This is a genomic window from Vibrio sp. 1401, from assembly GCF_033340295.1.
Genome location: NZ_JAWOWF010000004.1, coordinates 154,066 through 179,224, shown reverse-complemented (window position 1 = coordinate 179,224; position 25,159 = coordinate 154,066). Strand labels below are relative to the sequence as shown.

The 25,159-nt window shown below is 45.6% G+C and carries 23 protein-coding genes; 18 read left to right on the top strand and 5 right to left on the bottom strand.

Features of this window, described 5'->3' with window-relative positions:
• The first annotated feature begins 15 nt into the window (after positions 1 to 15).
• Positions 16 to 1,194 carry a 2-octaprenyl-6-methoxyphenyl hydroxylase gene (ubiH, locus tag R7Z77_RS04050; RefSeq protein ID WP_033907446.1) on the top strand — a complete coding sequence of 393 codons (1,179 nt, stop codon included), beginning with the start codon at positions 16 to 18 and terminating at the stop codon, positions 1,192 to 1,194.
• 31 nt (positions 1,195 to 1,225) lie between these two features.
• On the top strand, positions 1,226 to 2,434 hold the full coding sequence (locus tag R7Z77_RS04045; RefSeq protein WP_033907445.1) for an FAD-dependent 2-octaprenylphenol hydroxylase: 1,209 nt from the start codon (positions 1,226 to 1,228) through the stop codon (positions 2,432 to 2,434).
• Between the two features lie 65 nt (positions 2,435 to 2,499).
• Here the strand turns inward: R7Z77_RS04045 and R7Z77_RS04040 are convergent, their stop codons facing one another.
• The 3 genes from R7Z77_RS04040 to ygfZ form a co-directional block, all read right to left on the bottom strand.
• Positions 2,500 to 2,706, bottom strand: a complete 207-nt coding sequence (locus R7Z77_RS04040; RefSeq protein WP_005380970.1) for a DUF1107 domain-containing protein — start codon at positions 2,704 to 2,706, stop codon at positions 2,500 to 2,502.
• Positions 2,707 to 3,345: 639 nt separating this feature from the next.
• Positions 3,346 to 3,819: an aminoacyl-tRNA deacylase gene (locus R7Z77_RS04035; protein ID WP_033907461.1), complete on the bottom strand. Its 474-nt coding sequence runs from the start codon at positions 3,817 to 3,819 to the stop codon at positions 3,346 to 3,348.
• On the bottom strand, positions 3,812 to 4,780 hold the full coding sequence (gene ygfZ / locus R7Z77_RS04030; protein WP_033907444.1) for a tRNA-modifying protein YgfZ: 969 nt from the start codon (positions 4,778 to 4,780) through the stop codon (positions 3,812 to 3,814). The genes R7Z77_RS04035 and ygfZ overlap by 8 nt, the downstream gene beginning before the upstream one ends.
• Before the next feature lie 189 nt (positions 4,781 to 4,969).
• Between ygfZ and R7Z77_RS04025 the strand changes: the two genes are divergently transcribed.
• Positions 4,970 to 5,230, top strand: a complete 261-nt coding sequence (locus tag R7Z77_RS04025; RefSeq protein WP_005380951.1) for a succinate dehydrogenase assembly factor 2 — start codon at positions 4,970 to 4,972, stop codon at positions 5,228 to 5,230.
• A complete protein-coding gene (locus R7Z77_RS04020; RefSeq protein ID WP_230856650.1) occupies positions 5,199 to 5,660 on the top strand; it encodes a protein YgfX in 462 nt (153 codons plus the stop codon). The genes R7Z77_RS04025 and R7Z77_RS04020 overlap by 32 nt, the downstream gene beginning before the upstream one ends.
• A gap of 22 nt (positions 5,661 to 5,682) precedes the next feature.
• Here R7Z77_RS04020 and nadB read toward each other — a convergent pair whose 3' ends face one another.
• On the bottom strand, positions 5,683 to 7,296 hold the full coding sequence (nadB, locus tag R7Z77_RS04015) for an L-aspartate oxidase (protein WP_005380947.1): 1,614 nt from the start codon (positions 7,294 to 7,296) through the stop codon (positions 5,683 to 5,685).
• A 554-nt stretch (positions 7,297 to 7,850) separates the two neighbouring features.
• Between nadB and rpoE the strand changes: the two genes are divergently transcribed.
• The 11 genes from rpoE to acpS all read left to right on the top strand — a co-directional run bounded on the left by rpoE (position 7,851) and on the right by acpS (position 17,090).
• A complete protein-coding gene (gene rpoE, locus R7Z77_RS04010) occupies positions 7,851 to 8,429 on the top strand; it encodes an RNA polymerase sigma factor RpoE (protein ID WP_005380946.1) in 579 nt (192 codons plus the stop codon).
• 26 nt (positions 8,430 to 8,455) lie between these two features.
• The gene (locus tag R7Z77_RS04005) at positions 8,456 to 9,082 is read left to right on the top strand and encodes a sigma-E factor negative regulatory protein (RefSeq protein WP_033907443.1); all 627 of its coding nucleotides are present in this window, start codon (positions 8,456 to 8,458) and stop codon (positions 9,080 to 9,082) included.
• Positions 9,079 to 10,038, top strand: a complete 960-nt coding sequence (gene rseB, locus R7Z77_RS04000; RefSeq protein ID WP_005380941.1) for a sigma-E factor regulatory protein RseB — start codon at positions 9,079 to 9,081, stop codon at positions 10,036 to 10,038. Before R7Z77_RS04005 ends, rseB begins: the two co-directional genes overlap by 4 nt.
• Before the next feature lie 2 nt (positions 10,039 to 10,040).
• Positions 10,041 to 10,511, top strand: coding sequence for a SoxR reducing system RseC family protein (locus R7Z77_RS03995; RefSeq protein WP_033907442.1), 471 nt, complete (start codon positions 10,041 to 10,043; stop codon positions 10,509 to 10,511).
• Between the two features lie 158 nt (positions 10,512 to 10,669).
• Positions 10,670 to 12,463, top strand: a complete 1,794-nt coding sequence (gene lepA, locus R7Z77_RS03990; protein ID WP_005380934.1) for a translation elongation factor 4 — start codon at positions 10,670 to 10,672, stop codon at positions 12,461 to 12,463.
• 104 nt (positions 12,464 to 12,567) lie between these two features.
• Entirely contained in the window at positions 12,568 to 13,467 is a 900-nt protein-coding gene (lepB, locus tag R7Z77_RS03985; protein WP_005380933.1) for a signal peptidase I, read from the top strand.
• A gap of 21 nt (positions 13,468 to 13,488) precedes the next feature.
• A complete protein-coding gene (gene rnc / locus R7Z77_RS03980; RefSeq protein WP_005380932.1) occupies positions 13,489 to 14,166 on the top strand; it encodes a ribonuclease III in 678 nt (225 codons plus the stop codon).
• Positions 14,159 to 15,121, top strand: a complete 963-nt coding sequence (gene era, locus R7Z77_RS03975) for a GTPase Era (protein WP_005380931.1) — start codon at positions 14,159 to 14,161, stop codon at positions 15,119 to 15,121. The genes rnc and era overlap by 8 nt, the downstream gene beginning before the upstream one ends.
• Before the next feature lie 115 nt (positions 15,122 to 15,236).
• A complete protein-coding gene (gene recO / locus R7Z77_RS03970; protein ID WP_005384578.1) occupies positions 15,237 to 15,968 on the top strand; it encodes a DNA repair protein RecO in 732 nt (243 codons plus the stop codon).
• On the top strand, positions 15,965 to 16,699 hold the full coding sequence (gene pdxJ / locus R7Z77_RS03965) for a pyridoxine 5'-phosphate synthase (protein WP_005384579.1): 735 nt from the start codon (positions 15,965 to 15,967) through the stop codon (positions 16,697 to 16,699). Before recO ends, pdxJ begins: the two co-directional genes overlap by 4 nt.
• Before the next feature lie 10 nt (positions 16,700 to 16,709).
• The gene (acpS, locus tag R7Z77_RS03960) at positions 16,710 to 17,090 is read left to right on the top strand and encodes a holo-ACP synthase (protein ID WP_005380927.1); all 381 of its coding nucleotides are present in this window, start codon (positions 16,710 to 16,712) and stop codon (positions 17,088 to 17,090) included.
• A 69-nt stretch (positions 17,091 to 17,159) separates the two neighbouring features.
• On the opposite strand, the gene barA is transcribed toward acpS, so the two are convergent.
• Positions 17,160 to 19,958, bottom strand: coding sequence for a two-component sensor histidine kinase BarA (gene barA / locus R7Z77_RS03955; protein ID WP_033907441.1), 2,799 nt, complete (start codon positions 19,956 to 19,958; stop codon positions 17,160 to 17,162).
• A gap of 192 nt (positions 19,959 to 20,150) precedes the next feature.
• Here barA and rlmD point away from each other — a divergent pair, with 192 nt between their 5' ends.
• The 3 genes from rlmD to mazG all read left to right on the top strand — a co-directional run bounded on the left by rlmD (position 20,151) and on the right by mazG (position 24,966).
• Complete coding sequence (gene rlmD, locus R7Z77_RS03950; protein WP_025768846.1) at positions 20,151 to 21,470, top strand: 23S rRNA (uracil(1939)-C(5))-methyltransferase RlmD; 1,320 nt, start codon at positions 20,151 to 20,153, stop codon at positions 21,468 to 21,470.
• A gap of 123 nt (positions 21,471 to 21,593) precedes the next feature.
• Positions 21,594 to 23,813 (top strand): GTP diphosphokinase, encoded by a 2,220-nt coding sequence (relA, locus tag R7Z77_RS03945; RefSeq protein WP_005380915.1) that lies wholly within the window; start codon positions 21,594 to 21,596, stop codon positions 23,811 to 23,813.
• Positions 23,814 to 24,162: 349 nt separating this feature from the next.
• Positions 24,163 to 24,966, top strand: coding sequence for a nucleoside triphosphate pyrophosphohydrolase (gene mazG, locus R7Z77_RS03940; RefSeq protein ID WP_033907439.1), 804 nt, complete (start codon positions 24,163 to 24,165; stop codon positions 24,964 to 24,966).
• Positions 24,967 to 25,159 lie beyond the last annotated feature (193 nt).

The following is a 25,159-nucleotide window of genomic DNA, read 5'->3' as shown; positions in this document are numbered from 1 at the left end:
TGTCCAGAGGTTAGTATGAAGCAATATGATGTAGTCATTGCTGGTGGTGCCATGGCTGGTGCAACGTTAGCATTGGCGATTGACCATTTGTCTCAGGGAAAGCTCCGCATTGCAGTCGTTGAGCCTTTTAAAGCACAATCAGATATGCACCCTGGTTTTGACTCTCGCTCAATCGCATTGTCTTACGGTACTGTCAATCTGTTGCGTCAACTACAGCTCTGGACGTCAGTAGAACCGTTTGTCACCCCCATTGAACATATCCACGTTTCTGACCGTTCTCATGCTGGGATGACGGAGATTACCAAGCAAGAGGTTGGGGTTGAAGCTCTAGGGTATGTTGTAGAATTAGCCGATGTTGGGCGTGTATATCAAGAATTATTAGACAGCAGCGAATCCATTACGCTGTTTTGTCCTGACTCCGTTACCGATATCGAGCGCGAGCAAAACTGTACCCATGTGGCGTTGAAAAGTGGTGAGCAACTTGAAGCAAAACTGTTGGTAGCTGCAGATGGTGCTGTTTCGACCTGTTGTCAGAAAATTGGTCTAGAAATTTCTGAGCAAGATTTTGAACAAGTGGCTGTCATTGCCAATATTGTGACTCAAGAACCTCATCAAGGTAGAGCCTTTGAACGTTTTACTGAAAATGGCCCTGTTGCTTTATTGCCAATGAGTGACAATCGAATGTCCTTAGTTTGGTGTTTGCACCCTGAAGAAGCCCAAGCCGTTCTTGAGTTATCTGATCAAGCATTTCTCCAGCATTTACAGAACGATTTTGGTTGGCGTTTAGGCACGATGAAAAAAGTGGGGCGTCGTGCAAGTTACCCATTGCTTCTTCGCCATCGAAAGCAAAATATTTCACATCGCTTTGCAATTGTTGGAAATGCGGCGCAAACGCTGCACCCGATAGCTGGACAAGGCTTTAATCTCGGTATTCGCGATGTAGTCTCACTAGCAGAAGAAATTGTGCAGCAAAGTGAGGATGTGGGTCTTTATCAAGGCCTGATGCGCTTTAGTCAACGTAGAGAAGCAGATCGAAGCGAAACTATTTGGCTAACCAGTGCCTTAGTGCATGTTTTTTCAAATGATTTACCCGCGATGCGAATTGGCCGAAATACTGCCTTAGCAGCGATGGATAACCTTTCTATTTTTAAGCAGCCGCTACTACGCCATACACTTGGCTTGGTAAAACGATGAACGGCCGCACTGAATTAGGTAATAAAAAGCAATGATGCAAAGTGTAGATATCGCCATCATCGGCGGAGGGATGGTTGGGTTGGCACTTGCTGCCGCGTTCAAAGACAGTGATCTGCGTGTCGCCGTTATTGAAGGTAAAGTGCCAGATGATTCGTTGAAAGAATTACCCGATGTTCGTGTGTCTGCGCTGAGCCGCTCTAGTGAGACGATTTTGCGTAAACTTGGTGCTTGGCAGGGCATAGAACAGCGCCGAGCTTCACCTTACCATGGCATGGAAGTATGGGAACAAGATAGCTTTGCCAGCATTGAATTTAATGCACAAAGTATGGCACAACCTGATTTAGGGCATATTGTTGAGAATCGTGTGATTCAACTTGCGCTGCTTGAACAAGTCCAAAAGCTCGATAACGTCACTATGTTTATGCCTGCACGTTGCGCGACTCTCGCGGTCGGTGAGCAAGAAAGCTGGCTGACGCTCGATAATGGCCAAGCCATGACCGCTAAATTAGTGGTCGGAGCCGATGGGGCGAATTCGTGGCTTCGCCATCAAATGGATATTCCATTAACGCATTGGGACTATGGTCATCATGCTTTGGTCGCGAATGTCAAAACTGCTATGCCACACAACAGCATTGCGCGCCAGATATTTACTCCTCACGGACCGTTGGCATTTTTGCCAATGTCGCAACCAGATATGTGCTCTATTGTTTGGTCCACGGAGCCAAATCGAGCAGAGCAGTTAGTGGCGATGAGTGAACATGATTTCAATAAAGCGTTGACGAGTGAGTTTGATGCTCGACTTGGTCTATGTGAAGTAGTGGGAGAGCGTGCTGCGTTTCCTTTGAAAATGCGCTATGCGCGAGATTTTGTTGTCGAGCGAGTCGCGCTGGTTGGTGATGCGGCCCATACCATTCACCCATTAGCGGGGCAGGGTGTGAATTTAGGTTTATTAGATGCGGCCAGTCTTGCTCAAGAAGTATTAGCACTTTGGAAGCAGGGTCAAGATATCGGCAGTAAACGCAACCTAAGAAGCTACGAGCGTTGGCGAAAAGCGGAAGCGGCAAAGATGATCGCTACTATGCAAGGGTTTCGAGATTTGTTCTCTGGCGAGAACCCTGCTAAGAAGCTTGTTCGTGGCATTGGCTTGAGTTTAGCGGGGCAACTGCCGGGAGCGAAAGATGAGATCATGAAGCGCGCGCTTGGTTTAAAGGGACACTTGCCGGATCTGGCGCGTCAGTAAGTGCAAAGCGAACTTCAAATACACAAAAGGCTGGTTAATCCAGCCTTTGTTTTATCAACATTTTGCTAAGCATATGCGCATCGGAGTTTCATTATTTCTTGATTGATCTCTTTGACCGCTCGGAAATGGCGTTGCTCTGCTTTCTCCGGCAGTATTAACTTACCGTTATCAAACTCGAATCTACCGACCCCGTAAATATAAATTCTTCCTTTAAAAAGACGACTTATATGTTTAGCAATCATACTTGGTGTATAGCGCTTAAACAGTCTCATATTTACTTTCCTTTTATCTAACCTAGCCTAGGTATTCTACGTTCTGGACGCGAAAATTATTGTGACAGCAATAGTATTAAATACAGATGTAGGGTGTTGCGTCAGAGAATTGTGTTGTCTTAGACAATTTGACAGTGTCATCTCTTAAATAGCGTGAGGATTACCCCAAAAATAACCTCTCTAAAGGAACCCTTACGCCAATACACTCCTTTTTACGTGACGCATTAAGCAATAGTTTTGTTACAGAATTAAGAATAGAACGAAAACGGTTGTTTGCTAGTTGTTCCTATTAAGGTCGTGCCTCGCGCAACACACTTTACGTTCTAACGATTAGAGGAAATGAAAGAGAAAAAGTTCCACGTAAAAAAAAGCCCGCTTCAGCGGGCGAATAGTCACAGATGCATTACACAAAAGTGGATAACTAACTGCATGAATGCTGTCACTCAGCTAGCTGACTCACTTTATATCGGTTAAGTGCTTGTTTGAAACTTAACCAACAAATTCAGCATATACGAGTTTTATCTTTGTGACTATTTATGTTTTATATGTGATTAAAAATTCTCATGTCTATTTTTGTAGATATGAGCGAGATCACGCAGTGATAGAAACACTACATGTCATTACATTGTTTTTAGACGATTAACGACAGATCTCAGCTACGGTCGGCTGACACAATTGGATAAGATCTTTAATAGAAAGCGCCAGTCCAGCCATGCGATCGCCACTGCTGATCGTGACTTCCTGTTCTTCTAGTAAGCTAGGGTCGAACACGATTGGCATATGACGTTTGAGTAGCAGAGGAGTGACAGTACCAATTTTGTAACCAGTGATGGACTCAACATCGGCTTGATCAACACAAGTCATCCGGCGATATTTCAGTAACGAGCGCACTTTTTTGGGATCAACGCTACGATCACCTGGCGCACAGGCGAGTGCATATTGATTACCCATGTCTCGTAGCAAGATTGCTTTCACCATTTGAGAGGGGCGAATGCCGCGTTGGTGCGCGGCATCCTCAATGGTGGTTGCTGGTCTTTGATGCGGTAACAGACGAAACGGAATGTGTTGGTCTGTGAGAAATTGCATCAAAGGAGTATTGATTGTATTACTCATCATCAAGACTGTAAGGCAGTGATTCGATTGTCCATTCACATTCTGGTTGCGCAACCAAACGAAGACGAGTGTCCTCATCGAGATTATTAGGCAGTACGATCAGGCCAATCGCGTGATTGTCACTGAACTGGTAGTGATTTAATAAAGCACCTACTGAACGCCAGTTTTCACCTACGCTGCGTTCGAGCTCAATTGGTTCGTCACTGAATGGAGCAGAAGTTGCACCTTTTACGATATACATCGCACGTTTATTGGTACCGCGATACTTCGCTCGTGCTACCGTTTCTTGTCCCGTGTAGCAGCCCTTTGTGAAGCTTATGCCTCCTAAAGCTTGCACGTTAAGTGCTTGTGGAATGTGAGCATTCTGCGCGGATGCAGAGACAAATGGTAAACCTGCCTCAATATCGAAACGATTCCAAAGCTCATTTGTCGTAAAGACAGCGTCGGTAGTTTCAACGATTTGCTGTGCTTCTGGCGCACTTAATATCAGTAACCAGCGATCTTGTGCAACTTGCACTGCTGTGCCACCGTCAACTGGGCGAACGCTGCCAGTTGTCTTGCTCATTGTTGAAATGAATTCGTCGGCTTTGACGCCAGCAACACCTAAGATAACGTCATCAGAAGCTTCAATCGTTACTTTAGAGAAAATAGCGTATTTCTTTATTTCATTAAGTTCTACGTCAATCGCCGATTTTGGTTGGATCATGCCGTAGCCATCATGATGATGGAAAAGGCGGAACACGCTCCACACTTTTCCTTTCGCATCACAATGTGCGCCCAGTGTTGATTGGTCTTGTTCTAAAGAAACAACATCGCAGGTAACCTGACCTTGTAAGTATGATTTTTTATCATCACCGATCATGGTGATCATGCCGAAGTTATCCAGCAGTGAGATAGATAACTCTGGAAGTACGTCTTGAGTTGAGAGAGGTAATGCTGAAAAACGAGTTTGCCATTCCATAATTACAATGCCTTTTGAAGATATTTTTCCGCTATGGTATACCCAAATAACCTTGAGATACTAGGGGAGCGATTTACGAATCAACATTTGTCTGCTTTCACTATCGTATTGTGACCCGCACACTAGTGACGTAGCACATCCCTTGTTACACTCCGCACTAACAACAAGACATCTATGAAGGAATAGTGAATGTACACTCCGGAAGAAAAAGCGCGTATTAAATGGGCTTGTCGTCGAGGCATGCTTGAGCTTGACGTAGTAATTATGCCGTTTTTTGAAGAGTGCTTTGATACTCTGAGTGAACAAGAGCAGCGTGACTTTGTTTCTTTACTTGAATGCGATGATCCTGATCTGTTTACTTGGGTAATGGGGCATGGCCGTAGCGAAAATTTAGGTCATGCAGCAATGGTTGATAAAATTGTCGCCCATAACCTCAGCAAAGTTCGTTAATTTTACTGCTTCTCCCTCTCTGACTGCCCGAGTCTTCAATGTTGTACTTTTCTTATTGATGACTTGGGCTGTTATCCTCTCTAGCATTCCGCTCGTATTATCGACTTATTTGTTATTACTGATTGTTAAGGCTCTCTCAAGCCAAGGCCTTGTTCAACCTACAAGTCATGGGCATTGGTATGTGCACTGCGATGGCTCGGTTAGGTTTGATGCCCTTGAGTGTGGCGAATGCTCGGAAGATATTGAGTCCGAAAAGGGTCATTTACAGCGAGTCGATACATCGGCATCACCATTCAAGATAACATTCCAATTGCAATCTGGCCGTGTTGTTACGATTTGGCGTGATAGCTGTGACGATGAGCAGTATCGTCAACTATCTTTGGTATTACGCCAATGGGAAATGAAACAGGGAGCTAATGCTCCCTGCTGATGTAATAGTTTACTTGGTAAAGTTAAAGCTGTTTAGCTGGAACCAAAATCGTTGGGCCGCTGTTTTCCAGTTGGTTCGGATAGTCAAGCGTGTAGTGCAAACCTCGACTCTCTTTACGCTGCATCGCACAACGAACCATCAACTCTGCTACTTGTAAAAGGTTACGCAGTTCTAATAAGTTGTTCGACACTCGGAAATTGCTGTAGTACTCGTGTGTTTCTTGTTGCAACAGTTGGATACGGCGTAAGGCGCGCTCTAAACGCTTGTCAGTTCGCACAATGCCCATGTAGTCCCACATAAACAGACGAAGCTCGTGCCAGTTGTGCTGAATGATCACTTCTTCATCACTATTGGTTACTTTACTTTCATCCCAACATGGCACCTGTGAGGGTAGCTCAACGTTAGTGTGATGTTTTAGAATATCTTTTGCCGCAGACCAAGCATAAACCACGCATTCGAGAAGTGAGTTTGATGCCATGCGGTTAGCACCGTGCAGCCCGGTGTAGCTAACTTCACCAATCGCATACAAATTTTTCAGATCGGTGCAGCCATTTCTATCCACCATGACACCGCCACAAGTGTAGTGTGCAGCAGGTACGATTGGGATTGGCTCTTTAGTCATGTCGATGCCCAAATCCATCAAACGTGAATAAATGGTTGGGAAGTGTTTCGTAATAAAGTCAGCAGGCTTATGACTGATGTCGAGATACATACAGTCGGCGCCTAAACGCTTCATTTCGAAGTCGATAGCACGAGCCACGACGTCACGCGGAGCAAGCTCTTTACGTTCATCGAAATCTGGCATAAAGCGAGAGCCATCTGGACGACGCAGGTAAGCACCTTCGCCACGCAACGCTTCAGTCAGCAAGAAGTTACGTGCTTCTGGGTGATATAAACACGTAGGGTGGAACTGGTTAAATTCCATATTCGCCACACGACACCCTGCACGCCAAGCAATCGCAATACCATCACCAGACGACACATCTGGGTTAGAGGTGTATTGATAAACCTTTGAAGCACCACCTGTAGCGAGAACCACAAATTTGGCTCGCACGGTTTCGACATGCTCTTCGTTGCGGTTCCAAATATAAGCACCGATAACTTTGTTTTTATCACCGCCAATTTTGTCTTCGGTGATTAAGTCCAGAGCATTGTGACGTTCGAGAACATGAATGTTTGGATGGTTATGAGCGTTATCTTGCAGGGAGGTTTGCATCGCCATACCTGTCGCATCTGCCGCGTGAAGAATACGACGACGGCTATGACCACCTTCACGAGTTAAGTGGTAGCGAGGTTCATCGTCAGAGTCATCTTCTTCACGATCAAATGGGACACCACCGTCAATCAACCACTGTACACACTCTTTTGAATGCTCAGCAATGAACCTTACGGTCTCCTCATCGCAAATACCATCCCCGGCGATTTGCGTGTCTTCAACGTGTGAATCAATGGTGTCTGACTCATCAAATACGGCAGCGATACCGCCTTGAGCATAGTAGGTTGCCCCTTCGCTGCGTGGTCCTTTACTCAGCACCATCACCTTACAGTGGTTAGCAACGCGCAAAGCCAACGACAAACCTGCCGCGCCACTCCCTACCACTAATACATCACACTCATGTTCACGATTTGTGTTCATATAACTTTTATAATCCCAAGCTAAGGTAACAAAGTTACCTTGTGTATTATTTGCACACCATGTGCATTCCATTATCGCGACATCTGTCGCTAAGGGCTAAGTTGGGAGACCTATCGACGTCCGTGTTACGGCGGTGACTGAGCCACTCTTCTTTTTCATGCAGAGCATGAGCATGCTTCCTAAGTTATAATTTGTAACGCGGTGTTCAGATAGCCATTAGCCATGCAAATGAAAAGTAATAGTTTGTCAATGCCATTGCTTTTCCATGCCCGACCCAGCACAATCTGGGACAGAGATCATTCATTATACCCATTTCCCTCCAAGATGCTCGCTTGTCAAACTTAGACTAAAGTCAGGCAGCGGTGGTCATTTGGGTACAGACATCACATTGTGAAAAAACAATGACAAAAAACTTGAGAAACCATGGAACTTTCTCATTCACGTTAGAGTCACAATAGTGCTCAAGTAAGCAGTGGTGTCAATACTACGTTTTGCATAATTAGTACCCATATCTGAGAAGAGTAGGGGCATAACAAATAGGAGTATCCGCTCGAATGAACGAGCAGCTGACCGATCAAGTATTGATTGAGCGAGTTCAGAATGGCGATAAGCAAGCATTCAACCTGTTGGTAACAAAGTACCAGAATAAGGTATGTAATCTTATTTCCAGATACGTTAGTAATCCTGGCGATGTACCAGATGTAGCACAAGAAGCGTTTATTAAAGCTTACCGAGCTATCCCTAGCTTTCGTGGGGAAAGTGCGTTTTATACGTGGCTGTATCGCATTGCAGTGAATACTGCGAAAAATCACATTGTTGCTCAAGGGCGTAGACCTCCAGCGACAGATGTCGATGCTGAAGATGCTGAATTTTACGAAACAGGTAGTGCACTTAAAGAAATATCGAACCCTGAGAACTTAACGTTGTCCAAAGAATTGCAACGGGTGGTGTTCAGTGCAATCGAAGCTTTACCTGAAGATTTAAAAACCGCAATGACATTACGAGAGCTCGACGGCTTGAGTTATGAAGAAATTGCAGAAGTGATGGATTGCCCGGTAGGAACGGTACGATCGCGTATCTTCCGTGCTCGTGAGGCGGTGGAAAAGAAAATCAGACCTCTTTTGCAACGCTAGTACAAGTAATAACTATGGTGAAAATAATGGCTGACAAAGAAAAACTTTCAGCTCTCATGGATGGAGAATTGGTCGATAAGGCTTTAATTCAAGAGTTAGAGCAAGACCAAGAGAGCCGTGATGCTTGGCAGAACTATCACCTGATTGGTGATGTGATGCGAGGCGAAGCGCCAGCAAAACCTGAGTGGAATATTGCTGAAAGCGTGGCGTTAGCGTTAGAAGATGAACCTGCACACCGTGCGTTTGATTCGCACAGTGCAAATGTTATCTCAATTGCGGATACGCCAAAAGAGTCGCAACCAGAACCGCAAAAAGCAAAACGTCACTTGCCAGGTTGGTTGACGCAGTTTGGTCAAGTTGCTGTTGCTGCATGTGTATCGCTTGTTGTTATTTTAGGTGTACAGCAGTACGGTGGTAGCGATTCAATGTCGCCGCAAACAGATCAATTACCTGTATTGCAGACGGTTCCGTTTGCTGGCAGCGCAGAACCAGTGAGTTTGACTCGTGAGTCTGTAGAACGTTCTGTAGGCGAGGCAAATATGCAAGAGCAGCGCAAGCGTGTTCATGCTATGCTGCGAGACTACGAATTGCAGTTACGAATTAACAGTGATGCATCTCAACAAGATGCAAATCTGAATCCGGATATTGAATGAAAAAATTTCTGATCAGCGCTTGCGCTCTGTTCAGTATGATGTCTTCTCAAGCCTTTGCTGGTGATAAGCCAGCGGAGGCTTTATTGCATCAAATGAGCGAGGCGAGTAAGAATTTAAGTTACGAACTCTCTTATATCCTTATCAAAAAGAACAGCATTGAGCCGTTGCTGTATCGTCATGCCACGCATGGTGACGATCAATATGCTCATCTTGTCTACTTAAGTGGCCCAGTGCGTGAAGTGATTCGTCGCGGAACTGAAGTAAGTTATATCGAAACGGGTTTAGAACCGTTCACCATCGAGTCAGGTAAAATGGTCGCTCCGACTATGCCTATGCTCAACACCAATATCGATGAGCTAAACTTGTATTACGACTATGTAAAAGTGGGTAGAGCTCGTGAAGCTGGTGTGGCAACACAAGTGCTGCGTATTGTTCCTAAAGACGGTCTGCGCTATTCATACGTACTATGGATCGATGAAAAGAGTAAATTGCCGTTACGTGCCGACCTTGTGGACCGCGATGGTGAAATGCTTGAACAATATCGCACTATTTCTTACACGGTAAACCCAAAAATCGCAGAGTTAATGAGTGGCCTGCAAGATGTTCAATTACCTGCTGTTCTCACCATGCCAAAAGGCGATATTGGGACCAGTAATTGGCAGGTTGGTTGGATCCCTGAGGGTTTCGAGCCGAACGAGCTCAACCGCTATCGTATGGCCGTTACTAACCAAATGGTGGAGAGTCAGCTGTATTCTGATGGTCTGTTTAGTTTCTCTGTTTACGTAGCAAACAAAGATGAGCATTCGTTAAAAGGGCAGCTGGTTCGCCAAGGCAGAAGAACGCTACACAGTTTTGTGAGCGGTCAACATGAAATCTCCGTCGTAGGAGACATTCCACCGACCACAGCACAGCGTATCGCCCAATCTGTCACATTTAATGTAACAAAGAGTAAATAACAATGATGACCGCGTTGGCTACCGTGACAGACGTGCATCGTCGCGGCAAGCAATTCGAAATTGATTTAAGTTGCGAACAGCAGACCAGTTGCAGTAGTTGCTCTTCACAGAAAAGCTGTGGAACGGGCGTTGTTACTAAAGCCATTGGTAACAAGAGTTTATCTTGGCATCTGCGCACGGATAAATCGGTGAAAATAGGTCAAGTCGTCGAGATTGGTTTTCCTGAGTCAAGCCTAATAAAATCAGCAATGGCGGTTTATTTACTGCCATTGCTTGGTTTGATTATCGGTGCGATGTTTGGTCACTTCCTATTAGCGCCGCTGACAGCCGGCGGGGAAGGCATCATCATATTGGCATCGGTATTGTTTGCCGCTGGTGGAATGTGGATCGCAAAATGTGTTTCTCGTCCGTTAGAAGATGAATCCAAGCGCCAAGTTACCCTCGTTCGGGTACTTGGAGAGCCAATCCAGTAAGTGCTGTCCCCCTCCACTAAAGGTTATTTGGGTATGTACTTTAAATTACGTGCGCCCGTTAACGAAATTCGGTAGAATCTGCCAACTTGATTGAAATGCCGTCAGTAGATGGCGTTTCTTACTGTCCCTATTTGTAAAGAGTTAGTCACCCTAAATCTATGAAGCACATTCGTAACTTTTCGATTATCGCCCACATCGACCATGGTAAGTCGACCCTATCAGACCGTCTAATCCAAGTTTGTGGCGGGTTAACCGATCGTGAAATGGCCGCACAGGTTCTGGATTCTATGGATCTTGAACGTGAGCGTGGCATCACCATCAAATCTCAGAGTGTGACGCTAAACTACACCGCTAAAGACGGTGAGACGTATCAGCTGAACTTCATCGATACTCCGGGGCACGTTGACTTTGCATATGAAGTATCACGCTCTCTAGCGGCTTGTGAAGGTGCGCTATTGGTTGTGGATGCGGGTCAAGGTGTTGAAGCTCAAACACTGGCTAACTGTTACACCGCGATCGAAATGGATCTAGAGGTTGTGCCAATCTTGAACAAGATTGACCTACCAGCAGCCGATCCTGAGCGTGTAGCGGAAGAAATTGAAGAAATCGTTGGTATCGATGCAATGGAAGCAACCCGCTGTTCTGCGAAGACAGGCATTGGTGTTGATGACGTTCTAGAGAACATTGTGTCAGCGATTCCAGCACCGGAAGGTGATCCAGATGCGCCACTACAAGCGCTGATCATAGACTCATGGTTTGATAACTACCTTGGCGTTGTTTCTCTAGTGCGTATTAAAAACGGCGAACTGAAGAAGAACGATAAGATCAAAGTGATGAGTACGGGCCAAGTTTGGGGTGTAGACCGCCTTGGTATCTTTACGCCAAAACAAGTAGATACCGATACCCTTCGTACTGGTGAAGTAGGTTGGGTTGTTTGTGGTATCAAAGACATTCTTGGTGCCCCTGTTGGTGATACGCTGACTCTAGCGAAGAATGGTTGTGATAAACCGCTACCTGGCTTTAAGAAAGTTAAACCTCAGGTTTACGCAGGTCTGTTCCCTGTATCTTCCGACGATTACGAAAACTTCCGTGACGCACTAGGCAAACTAAGCCTTAACGACGCATCGCTATTCTACGAGCCAGAAAACTCTGCGGCACTTGGCTTTGGTTTCCGTTGTGGTTTCCTTGGCATGTTGCACATGGAAATCATCCAAGAGCGTCTAGAGCGTGAATACGACTTGGATCTTATTACCACAGCACCAACGGTAGTTTACGAAGTTGAGAAGACAGATGGCGATCTGCTGTATGTTGATAGCCCAGCAAAACTACCAGCGATCAATGACATTGAAGAAATTCGTGAACCGATTGCACGTTGTAATATCCTTGTGCCTTCAGAGTACCTAGGTAACGTAATCACTCTGTGTGTTGAAAAGCGAGGCAGTCAAGTTGATATGGTTTACCACGGTAACCAAGTCGCTGTGACTTACGATATTCCAATGGCTGAAGTGGTACTGGATTTCTTCGATCGTCTGAAATCAACATCACGCGGTTACGCATCTTTGGATTACAACTTCCAGCGTTTTGAAGCTTCGAACATGGTACGTGTAGACGTTCTTCTTAACGGTGACACTGTTGATGCATTGGCGATGATCACACACAAAGATCAGTCTCAGACTCGCGGTCGTCAGTTGGTAGAGAAGATGAAAGAATTCATCCCTCGCCAAATGTTTGATATCGCAATCCAAGCGGCAATTGGTAACCACATTATCGCTCGTTCAACGGTAAAACAGTTGCGTAAGAACGTTATTGCGAAATGTTACGGCGGTGACGTAAGTCGTAAGAAGAAACTTCTGAAGAAACAGAAAGAAGGTAAGAAACGCATGAAGCAGATCGGTAACGTTGAGCTGCCTCAAGAAGCGTTCCTAGCCATCCTTCACGTAGGTAAAGACTAAAGTTGAACTTTGTCTCACACTTGTCGGTCTTAAGACGTTAGATATTAAAATAAGTGAAAGGGTTTCGGCTCTTTCACTTTCGTATTTTTAGATAAGGGAATTTAATGGCGAATACATTCTCACTGATGTTGGTTATTGCGACTTTGGTAACTGGCGTGGTTTGGCTATTGGAAAAGCTGGTTTTCGCGAAAAAGCGTCAGGAAAAACTGGCTGAGATTCAAGCTCAGACGTCTAATGGTTTGGATGCAGTGACCTTGCAAAAAGTTGAGCGTCAGCCTTGGTGGGTTGAAAATAGCGTCTCTATTTTCCCTGTGATCGCGTTCGTTTTAGTATTACGTTCTTTTATCTACGAACCATTTCAAATCCCATCAGGCTCAATGATGCCTACCTTGCTGGTTGGCGATTTCATTTTAGTTGAGAAGTACGCGTACGGTCTAAAAGACCCAGTATGGCGTACTCAGCTAGTGGAAACTGGTAAGCCTGAGCGTGGTGATATCGTGGTCTTCAAATACCCACCACAACCAAGTGTGGACTACATTAAGCGTGTAGTTGGTTTACCTGGTGATATCGTGCGTTATTCAAGTGATAAGCAGCTTTGCGTGCAAAGCCAAGGCGAATCGGCATGTAAGCCAGTTAAACTGAGCAATGTTGAAGAAAGTCAGTTTAGCTCGAACGGTATTCCAATGATCCAACTGGATGAGAAATTGGGTAACGTTGAGCACAATATTTTGGTTAACCCTCTTGTGCGTAACCGCGTGGAGCAATATTTCCCACGCAGCGGCACGACAGAGTGGGTTGTACCACAAGGTCAGTATTTTGTGATGGGTGATAACCGTGACAACAGTGCTGACAGCCGTTACTGGGGCTTTGTTCCAGAAGCAAACTTAGTCGGTAAAGCTGTCGCGATCTGGATCAGCTTCGAGTTTGATCGTGGCGCAGATAGTGTTCTACCTTCATGGATTCCAACTGGTGTGCGTTTTAACCGCATCGGTGGCATTCACTAACCATTCAAATATCGAGAGAGTATGAATTCTCCAATTGATAAACTAGAGAGAAAGCTCGGCTACCAGTTTCAAGATGCCGGGCTTATCAATTTGGCGCTGACGCACCGCAGCGCCAACAGTAAGCACAATGAACGTCTTGAGTTTCTGGGCGATTCAATTTTAAGTTTTGTCATCGCTGATGATCTGTACCATCGTTTCCCAAAAGTGAACGAAGGTGACATGAGCCGCATGCGTGCTACTTTGGTTCGCGGACATACATTGGCGGAACTGGGTCGTGAATTCGATCTAGGAGATTATTTAAAATTAGGTCCAGGTGAATTGAAGAGTGGCGGTTTTCGCCGAGACTCTATTTTAGCCGATGCGGTTGAAGCCATTATTGGCGCAATTTACCTAGACAGTGATCTTGAAGTTGTGCGAGGCATTGTACTGAGTTGGTATCAGTCACGCCTTGAAGCCATTAAACCAGGCGTTTCACAGAAAGATCCGAAAACTCGCCTACAAGAGTTCCTACAAGGCAGAAGAAAACCGCTGCCTGTCTACACAGTGACTAATATTAAAGGTGAAGCGCACAACCAAGAGTTCACGGTTGAGTGCGAAGTAGCAGGTGTGGATAAGCCTGTAATCGGTAAAGGCACCAGCCGCCGCAAGGCAGAACAAGCGGCTGCTGAAACAGCACTTGAGCAATTAACAAATGGCTGATAACGAATTCGATATCGATGCGTTTTTCGCATCACAAGGTGAGCCAAGCTCGCCAGAAAACCAACACTGTGGCTTTATTGCTATTGTTGGTCGTCCAAACGTAGGTAAGTCGACACTTTTGAACAAGATTTTGGGTCAGAAGATTTCGATCACCTCTCGTAAGCCGCAAACGACACGCCACCGTATTATGGGTGTGGATACGGACGGCGATTACCAAGCGATTTACGTCGACACGCCTGGACTTCACATTGAAGAAAAGCGTGCGATCAACCGTTTGATGAACCGTGCAGCTAACTCGTCATTGAGTGATGTAAACCTTGTGTTCTTCTTAGTCGATGGTACGCATTGGACTAAAGACGATGAGATGGTGCTGACCAAACTTCAAAAATCGAACTTCCCAGTTGTGCTTTGTGTAAACAAAGTCGACAACGTACAAGATCGTAACGACGTGATGCTACACATGGCGGAGATGTCGAAGAAGATGGACTTCGTGGATGTTGTGCCAATCTCTGCCAAGCAAGGTAAGAACATTGACGTACTGCGTAAGCACGTGCGTAATCACTTACCTAAAGCAACGCATCACTTCCCAGAAGAATACGTGACTGACCGTTCTCAGCGTTTTATGGCGTCTGAGATTGTGCGTGAAAAGCTGATGCGCTTTACTGGTGAAGAGCTGCCATACTCAGTAACGGTTGAAATTGAACGTTTTGATTACAACCCCGAAACCGACGGTTTCCACATCAATGCCTTGATTCTTGTTGAGCGTAATGGTCAGAAGAAAATGGTGATTGGCAAAGGCGGCGAGAAGATTAAAACCATTGGTCGCGAAGCGCGTTTGGATATGGAAGAATTGTTCGGTCGTAAAGTTTACCTAGAAACCTGGGTAAAAGTGAAATCTGGCTGGGCAGACGACGAACGAGCGTTGCGTTCGTTGGGTTATATAGACGATTTATAATCTTGGCTGCGAAGGTGCTTCGCTCCAACATCGATGAAAAATCAGTATCGATTAAAATAAGGAGCCGCTCGGCTCCTTATTTTTTATTTCACACTTTTTAGGCACAATGACTTAGATGAGTAATCTGTCTTCCGAAGGTTTACAGCGCTGTTTTGTATTGCACCGACGCCCTTACAGTGAATCGAGCTTAATCCTTGATGTATTTAGTGAGGAATATGGCCGAATGACTTTAATGGCCAAAGGCGCGCGCAGTAAGCGTTCGAACTTAAAAGGCGCATTGCAACCTTTTACCCCGCTATTACTTAAATGGTCGGGGAAAGGCTCGATGAAAACTTTGCGTCAAGCCGAGCCGATAAGTCTAGGTTTGCCGTTAACGGGCATTAATCTCTACTCAGCCATGTACGTCAATGAACTGATTGGCCGTATTTTGATGGCTGAAGTGCCGATGCCAGCACTATTTCATGATTATTTGCATGCGTTAACCGAGTTGGCGCACAACGAGAACCCTGAGCCTGCACTGCGTCGTTTTGAGTTAGCCTTGCTGTCTGCTATGGGGTATGGCGTGGATTTTTTGCATTGTGCAGGTACCGGCGAGCCCGTCGACCCAGAAATGACCTATCGTTACCGGGAACAGAAAGGGTTTATTGCTTCGGTTAGGCGCGATAACCTCACGTTTTTAGGGAATGAACTGATTGCTATCAGTGAGCGGCGGTTCGTCACTAAAGAGCAGCTAAAAGCGGCAAAACGCTTTACACGTATAGCCTTAAAGCCGTATCTTGGCGGCAAACCTTTAAAAAGTCGTGAATTTTTCATTCAGACCCCCAGAGCACGGAGTAACGGAAAATGAGCTCAATTTATTTAGGCGTCAATATCGACCATATTGCCACTCTACGTAATGCACGTGGTACAAAATACCCAGATCCTGTTCACGCTGCTGAAATTGCTGAGCGTGCAGGCGCGGACGGTATCACTATCCACTTACGTGAAGACCGTCGCCATATTTTGGATCGTGATGTACGTATTCTGCGTGAAACCATTCAAACGCGTATGAATCTAGAGATGGCAGTGACGGACGAAATGGTTGAGATTGCGCTGCAAACTAAACCAGAGTTTGTGTGTTTAGTGCCTGAAAAGCGTGAAGAACTGACGACGGAAGGTGGCTTAGATGTAGTAGGGCAGCTTGAAAAAATTAAAGCTGCGACGAAAAAGCTGACAGATGCAGGCATCAAAGTTTCGCTCTTTATTGATGCTGACCGTCAACAGATTGAAGCTGCGAAAAAGTGTGGCGCTCCGTTTATTGAGCTACATACTGGCCATTATGCAGATGCGACGACAGAAGACGAGCAACAAGCTGAACTGAAGAAGATTGCCGCTGGTGCTAGTTATGCACATGATCTAGGTATTATTGTTAATGCCGGGCATGGCCTGACTTATCACAATGTCGCACCAATTGCTGCATTACCAGAAATTTACGAACTCAACATTGGTCACTCAATCATTGGTCGCGCGGTATTTGATGGTTTAAATAAAGCGGTTGCTGACATGAAAGCATTGATGATTGAGGCTCGCCAGTCATAGGGCTATCTAGATGGCGATTATAGGGTTAGGGACCGACATTGCAGAAATTGAGCGTATTGAAAAAGCGTTAGCTCGTAGTGGTGAACCTTTTGCTCAGCGGATTCTTTCAGAAGAAGAAATGGCCAAATTCTCACAGCTTAAGCTGCAAGGTCGTTATCTTGCTAAGCGCTTTGCTGTTAAAGAAGCTGCCTCAAAAGCATTGGGGACAGGGATCGCAAAAGGGGTCACGTTTCACGACTTTTCCATCTCGAACGATGAGCTTGGAAAACCAGTACTCGCATTGACGGGCACAGCCAAGCAAATAGCGGATGCGATGGGTGTTAACCACATTCACCTGTCCATTTCCGATGAGCGTCATTACGCTGTGGCGACGGTCATTTTTGAATCCTAGCTTGTAAGTCTTAAACAAAATACTAAAAAGCCAGAGCATTTGCTCTGGCTTTTGTTTCTCTTCAATAGATCACTGTTCAAGGTATAACTTTGCGGTTGTTGTTACTTTAATCATTTCATCTTGCAGCTCGAACATTTCAGGCTCAACCTCCTCAAGACTGATCCCTGAGCGCAGTGCTTGCTCAAGCGTCGCACAGAGTGATTTCAGCCTTGGAACGCCACAATATGAACTACTGCCGTGCAGCTTATGGATGACATGAATTAGGTCATCACGAGAGATATCTTCTTGCTCCAGAGCTTGGTCAACGACTGCTTCTACTTCAGGGATGAACTCAATCAACATGCGTAGCATGTCTTTAGCGAGATCCTCTTTATTCGCGCTCTGTTTCAAGGCTGCTTGCCAATCAATAATCACATCCTGCTGAGGCGAAGAAACGGATTGTGGTGCGCTTCCTTCAGGTTCATCAACGTATGAAGGGGCGACTTTGCCAATGCTCTCTGTACAAGCATTTGGGTTCCAGTGAACCAAAACCTGTTGTAGCACATGCTCTTCAATAGGTTTGGTCAAGTAGTCATCCATTCCTGCCGAGAGCAAGCGGTCTCGTTCCCCTGCCATGGCATGTGCCGTTACCGCAATCACTGGCGTGTCTTTATTTAGCTCCAACTCTTTAATGTGCTTACAAGCGGTCACCCCATCCATTTGTGGCATTTGAATATCCATGAAGATTAAATCGTACTTTTTCTCTGTCGCCAGGTTCACCGCTTGCTGGCCATTGCTACAGGCGGTGACGGTTTCTACTCGTTCGCGGAGCAGTGCAGAGATCAGCTTCAAGTTTGCAGGGTTGTCATCCACTGCTAGTACAGTGAGAGGTAAACGGTCCCCTTCGCTTGGCGTAATTGGAGCGCTTAATACCGGTGGCGATTCTACATGTTCGCTAATCAGGCTTTGTAGCAACTTACGGCGAGACAATGGTTTCGTCAGGCACTGGACGTGATGCTCTGTCATTATTTGGTCCGCAAGCGCCAATTCGGTACTCGGTGTCCCTAGGAGAACACTCGGAGCCATGCGTTTCGCTTGTTCTATCCAAGGTGTAATAACTTCCGCATCGTGAGTCTGGTTGGCCGCTAAATTCAACAGTACATAATCATATTGTTCTTCGTTGTTTGGTAGCGAAGAGCGGTAGGTTACTAAAATACCCTCCTGACTTAGAATCTGTTGGGTTACGGACGCGGCTTGCATGTTTGGTTCAATCAGCAGTAACTGCTTCCCAGTCAGAAGTTCCACTTCAATCAGTTCGCTCATTGGCATCTCGGTTGAGTGCAAGCGCACCGTAAACCAGAAGGTTGAACCTTGGTGTAGACGGCTGGTTAAACTGATTTCGCCGCCCATCTGGCTCACCAGTTTCTGAGTGATAACCAGACCAAGACCAGTACCGCCGTAACGACGTGAAATACTTGCATCTGCTTGGCTAAAGGCTTGGAACAACTGCGCTTGCTGACGCTCAGAGATACCAATACCGGTATCACGCACCATGAATTGCAGTTCGACGGAGTCTCCTGATTGAGAGCGCATTTCTACGCTAACATCAATGTTGCCTCGCTCGGTAAACTTGATTGAGTTACCGACTAAGTTCGTCAAAATTTGCTGGATACGTAGTGGATCCCCAACTAAACCTGGTGGAATTTTAGGGTCCACTTTTAGGGTGATTTCTAACCCTTTCTCATGTGCACTTGTGGCTTGTAGGTTAATTACCTCTTCTAAGCTTTCTCGGAAATCAAAAGGAATGTTTTCGAGTGCCAGCTTACCCGCTTCAAGTTTCGAGAAGTCGAGAATGTCATTGATGATATTCAGCAGGTTGTTCGCCGATTTCTCAATCGTCTGTAGGTAATCCGTTTGGCTGTTAGAAAGCTGCGTTTTAAGCATTTGACGAGTAAAGCCAATCACCCCATTGAGCGGAGTACGCAGCTCGTGCGACATGTTCGCCAAGAACTCTGACTTAACCCTGGCCGCTTCTTGCGCGCGTTTCTTCGCGATATCCAACTCAACGTTCTGAATTTCTAGCTGCTCAAGCGTTTCACGTAAGTCGGACGTGGCTTGGTCTATACTGTGCTGCATCTCCACGTGATATTCTGATAACGATACCGCCATGGCGTTGATGCCATTTTTTAGCTGGTCTAACTCACCGTGCATTTTGCCTTCGATACGCACATCCAGATGACCACGGCGAATGCGGTCAACGACATTCTTCATGTGGGTGATAGGTTGGGTCACATCGTGCATTAGACGTGAAGCAAACACACTTGCTAAGCCAAGACCGAGAACCAGAACTAAAAAAGCAGAGAAGACTTCTTGATACTGTTGCAGCCTCAAGGAGGAGAGATCTAACTCGACGGCGATGTAACCAATCGCTTTTGTGCCTTGGCTTTCGTTCGACAACTCCGCTAAGTAGTGACCTTCTGACAAAATGGGGACACGCAATATCAGTGAGTTTTCGTAGATTTCCGAATTACCCAGTTGCGGGATCGGTTTATCTTTGGGAAACATCAAGGCTTCAAAATTAGGATGAAAGTTAGAGGTCACAAAGAGCTCATGATGTTCATCAAATACCGCGATACTACGAACCAGTTTGGAGTTTTTGCGGTGCGCGTAGCTTATCAAGCGACGTACCGCCTCTCGGCTTTCTGATAGTAGATGCGTTTCACTGGCAATCGCCAGCGGCTCAATAATGCTGTTACCAGTGGTGATAACTTGTTTCTCAAGGTCTTGGTAGCGGTTAAATGAGAAAAAGCCGCTCAGTAATAAACCAATAATGAGAGTGGGAGCGAGAGTTAGTGTAATTACACGTGCTCGTAAGCCATATCTGGTCATGTTATCTAATTACATCGGAGTCTGGATATGGGAAAATAACGCATTATTTCTCAAGCGCACGATAAAGCCTTGAGCAAAGAAGTGACGTCACCGAATAAACGGTAAGCATAATCAAGTCACTCGAATCACACAACGGCTGCAATCAAGAATAGTGAAGCCGAAGAGCAATTACACATAAATCAGGCATAGAGCATGGCACGCATCTTTCAACCGAAAAAGAAAACCCAACTCAATACTCGGCACCAAGCAGTGCAAGTAGAGCGTTTAGATCACCACGGCGCAGGCATTGCTTACCTCAAAAAGAAGCCATTGTTTATTGATGGAGCACTGCCGGGTGAGGAGGTGGTCACTCAATTGGTGGAAGAAAAGAGCAAATACGCTCGCGGTAAGTTGATTAAAATCCTTAAGCCGAGTGAAGCTCGTGTGGAGCCATTTTGCCCACATTATCATGAGTGCGGTGGCTGTGATTTGCAGCATCTAGATTATGACCAACAATTGACGTACAAACAGCAAACGTTGCGTCAGCTAATGCGAAAATTTTCAGGCAGTGACATTGAACTAGATGCCCCGTTATTGGGATATTCGCAGGCCTACCGTCGCCGTGCGAGAGTGAGCTTGTTTGTTGATAAAAAAACACGTCAGCTACATTTTGGTTTCCGTAAAAAGCAGAGTAAGCAAATTGCGCAAGTGACCGATTGCCCAGTGCTGGCACCGGAACTGAATGTTTTGCTGCCAGAGATTTACTCAGCCCTAAAAGCGTTCAAAAAGCCGGAACAATTAGGTCATGTAGAGCTGGTACTTGGTGATAATGGGCCGTGTATTACGCTGCGCCACTTGAGCGCTCTGACAACGAGTGAAACTCAATCTCTAACGGAGTTGGCAAAACGTCATGGCGCATCGTTGTACTTAATGCCATCGACAGAACAATTAGACCTTATCGAAGGCGATATGCCTTTTTATCAAGAAGTTGGAGTGAAAATCCCTTTTGCACCAAATAACTTTATTCAAGTAAACCAAGGTGTAAACCAACAAATGGTCAAACAAGCGGTTGAGTGGTTAGACCCACAAAAGAGTGACCGAGTGTTAGATTTGTTCTGTGGTTTAGGCAACTTTAGTTTACCAGTTGCGAAATTAGCTAAGTACGTGGTTGGAGTAGAGGGTGTTGCAGAGATGGTAGAAAAAGCCACAAACAATGCATCTTTGAACCAAATCAATAACGCGCAATTTTATCACGCTAACCTTGAGCAAGATTTTGAAGGCCAAGCCTGGGCCGCAGAGCGGTTTGATAAAGTATTATTAGACCCGGCACGCGCGGGAGCGAGTGGGATCATCGATCAAGTTTCTGAGCTTGGCGCACAGCGTGTAGTTTATGTTTCTTGTAATCCTGCTACCCTTGCTAGGGATAGTCAAAGCTTGATAGAGCAAGGCTATAAATTAACGAAATTAGGTATGCTGGACATGTTCCCTCATACCAGTCATCTAGAATCGATGGCATTGTTTGAAAAGTCCTAACTTTAGGACTTTGACCCCTTATTTGTGGTGGGTGGTCATAAAGCCAGCGTGTACGCGCGGTAAAAAGAACTAACCTGGACGGTGTTAGTCAAACCACACGAATATAATAATTAGGATGATGAGATGGTTGCGGTAAGAAGCGCGCATTTAAACCAAGATGAACAGTTTGAACTCGAAAACTGGGTGGCTAGCCTAGGACAAGAGAAAAACACAGCCTCACGCTTAATCGAAGTATATCGAGATTGCCAGACGGTATTAGCTGATAACGAGCAAGCGGAGCTGTTGTTGTGGCGTGGACGAGAAATGATCGAAATTTTGATCACCTTGTCTATGGATCAAGCCACTTTAGTGGCTGCTCAACTGTTTCCTTTGGTTTCAAGTGGTGCTTTTAACAGAGAAATTCTGGAAGAGAAATACAGCAAAGAAATCATAAAATTAATCGACGGCGTTGAAGAAATGGCTGCTATTGGCCAACTCAACGTCAACATGGAAGGCAGTGCAGCGTCATCTCAGGTAGATAACGTACGCCGCATGCTGCTTGCCATGGTGGATGACTTCCGCTGCGTGGTTATCAAGCTTGCGGAGCGAATTTGTAACCTTATTGAAGTTAAAAAAGCGCCTGATGAAGTTCGACGTGCGGCGGCAAAAGAGTGTGCCAACATCTATGCGCCGCTAGCAAACCGATTAGGCATCGGTCAGCTGAAATGGGAAATTGAAGATTACGCTTTCCGCTACCAACAGCCGGAAACTTACAAACAAATTGCCAAGCAGCTTTCTGAGCGACGCATCGTTCGTGAACAGTACATCAAAGACTTTGTTGAAGACCTCACGCACGAAATGGAAGTGTCGGGCATCAATGCCGAAGTGAGTGGTCGACCTAAGCACATCTACAGCATTTGGCGAAAAATGCAGAAGAAGAGTTTGGCATTCGATGAGCTGTTTGATGTTCGAGCAGTACGTATCATCGCAGACAAACTGCAAGACTGTTACGCGGCTTTGGGTGTAGTTCACACCAAATACAAGCACCTACCGAGCGAGTTTGATGACTACGTTGCTAACCCTAAACCAAACGGTTATCAATCGATCCACACCGTAATTCTAGGGCCAGAAGGCAAAACCATCGAGATCCAGATTCGTACCAAGCAAATGCATGAAGAGTCGGAGCTGGGTGTTGCCGCGCACTGGAAATATAAAGAAGGGGCAAGCAGCCGAAGCGGTTATGATGAGAAGATCACGTGGCTGCGTAAGCTACTGGATTGGCAAGAAGAAATGTCTGACTCTGGCGAAATGCTCGATGAGCTGCGTAGCCAAGTCTTTGATGACCGTGTTTATGCCTTTACACCACGTGGTGATGTTGTCGATTTGCCAATGGGGGCAACGCCGCTAGATTTTGCCTATCACATTCACTCCGAAGTGGGACACCGTTGTATCGGTGCCAAAGTCGGAGGTCGTATTGTGCCATTCACGCATAAATTACATATGGGTGACCAAGTCGAGATTATCACTCAGAAAGAACCTAACCCATCACGTGACTGGTTAAACCCATCATTAGGCTTCGTTCATTCTGGTCGTGCGCGTGCCAAAATTAACGCCTGGTTCCGAAAACAAAGCCGTGAGAAGAACCTTGAAGCAGGTCGTGAAATCCTTGAGCATGAGTTAGCCAAAATTGGCGCAACGTTAAAAGATGCAGAGCATTACGCCCTCAAGCGGTTTAACGTCAAAACACCAGATGAATTGTATGTTGGTGTAGGTAGCGGTGATTTGCGTATCAACCAAATAATTAATCATATCAACGCGTTAGTTAACAAGCCAACAGCAGAGGAAGAAGATCAGCAAGCACTGGAAAAACTGCAAGAAGCTGAGCATAAATCACCCGCGCAAAGCCGACCGAAAAAAGACGCAGTTGTAGTAGAAGGCGTCGATAACCTAATGACACATCTAGCACGTTGCTGTCAGCCAATTCCAGGTGACGATATCTCTGGTTACATAACGCAAGGTCGTGGGATTTCAGTACACCGTAGTGACTGTGAACAGCTAGAAGAACTGCGCCATCATGCGCCAGAGCGCATCATCGATACAGTCTGGGGCAGCGGCTTTGTGGGGTCATACATCCTCACCGTGCGTGTTGAAGCGATGGAGCGAGGTGGTCTACTCAAAGACATTACGACACTGTTCGCCAATGAAAAGATCAAAGTGACCAGTATGAAGAACCGAGTCGACTACAGACGTCAACTTGCCATCATGGACTTTGACCTAGAAGTCACCAATATTGAGGTGCTTTCGCGGGTTTCGAAACGTGTGGAACAGATCAAGGATGTCATGACGGTGAAACGCCTCGGCTAAAACTCTCGTCATAGTTATCGTTGTAGCGTTGTTGACTGCACGCACTCGCTCCATCACATGGTGAACCATGCTCAGGAGTCTCGTTTGTTTGTCGCCTAGCTACAACTTCAACTATTTACAGAGTTACACTTGCGTCATATTTGGCTTTTTATCTGCGTTAGCTGCACTTATTCCGACGTGCCGGCTCAGGGGCATCACATAGTAGGCTATGCTCAGGAGTCGCGAAAACTTGTTGCCTTGTCAAAGTAACAATTACTTAGTGAAAGCTGCTGAGAAAATATAATGTAGAAGGTGAGTGGTTTTGGCTGCTCACCTTTTTCTTTAATAGAAAGGTTTAAAGGAACAAAAAATGAGTCATCCAATTGAACAGTTAGAACAAATCATGGCGAAGCTGCGTGACCCCGAAAACGGTTGCCCTTGGGACTTAAAACAAACCTTTGACACCATCGTTCCGCATACAATAGAAGAAACCTACGAGGTGGTGGACGCGATTCAAAATCGAGATTGGCTCAATCTAAAAGAAGAGCTAGGGGATTTGTTGTTTCAGGTGATTTTTTACAGTCAGCTAGCGAAAGAGCAAGAGCTGTTCGACTTTTCGGATGTCGTCGAAACCGTGAACGAAAAACTGACTCGTCGCCACCCGCATGTTTTTTCAGATGTTGAGTTTGAATCTGACGAGGAAATTAACGCGAACTGGGAAGCGGAAAAAGCAAAAGAAAAAGCCCTAGTAGGCAAAGCGGAAGAAAGTATCCTAGACTCAATACCAAACTCTTTACCGGCACTTTCTCGTGCTACAAAAATTCAGAAAAAATGTGCAAAATTTGGGTTTGATTGGGATTCACTTGGCCCGGTTGTCGATAAAGTACGAGAAGAAATTGACGAAGTCATGGAAGAGGCACTGCAAGTTCAGCCCGATGAAGAGAAAGTTGAGTTGGAGCTCGGTGATTTGCTATTTGCGACTGTCAATTTGGCTCGCCACCTTGATAAAAACCCAGAAGTCGCGCTAGGAAAAGCAAACGTAAAGTTTGCGCGACGTTTTAAACAAGTTGAAGGCAAGGTCCAGCAGTCAGGCAAAGTACTTACAGATTGTTCTTTATCAGAACTTGACCATTTTTGGGATGAAGTAAAACAAGAAGAATCGAGGCAGAGGTAAACTGGCAGAATACATAATATAAGGTCAGCTTGTTTGGTTACACGAAAACGGACTTTGGTTTGTCTTTGCTCACTTTGATTTGAAGCAAAAAATAAAAAATTACGGTGTGATAGATTTCACGTTGTGGCGGTAAGGAGCTTCTGGTATATTTATCTCCCGTCCAGAAGCACTCCATTTCCCTCATTCAACCAAT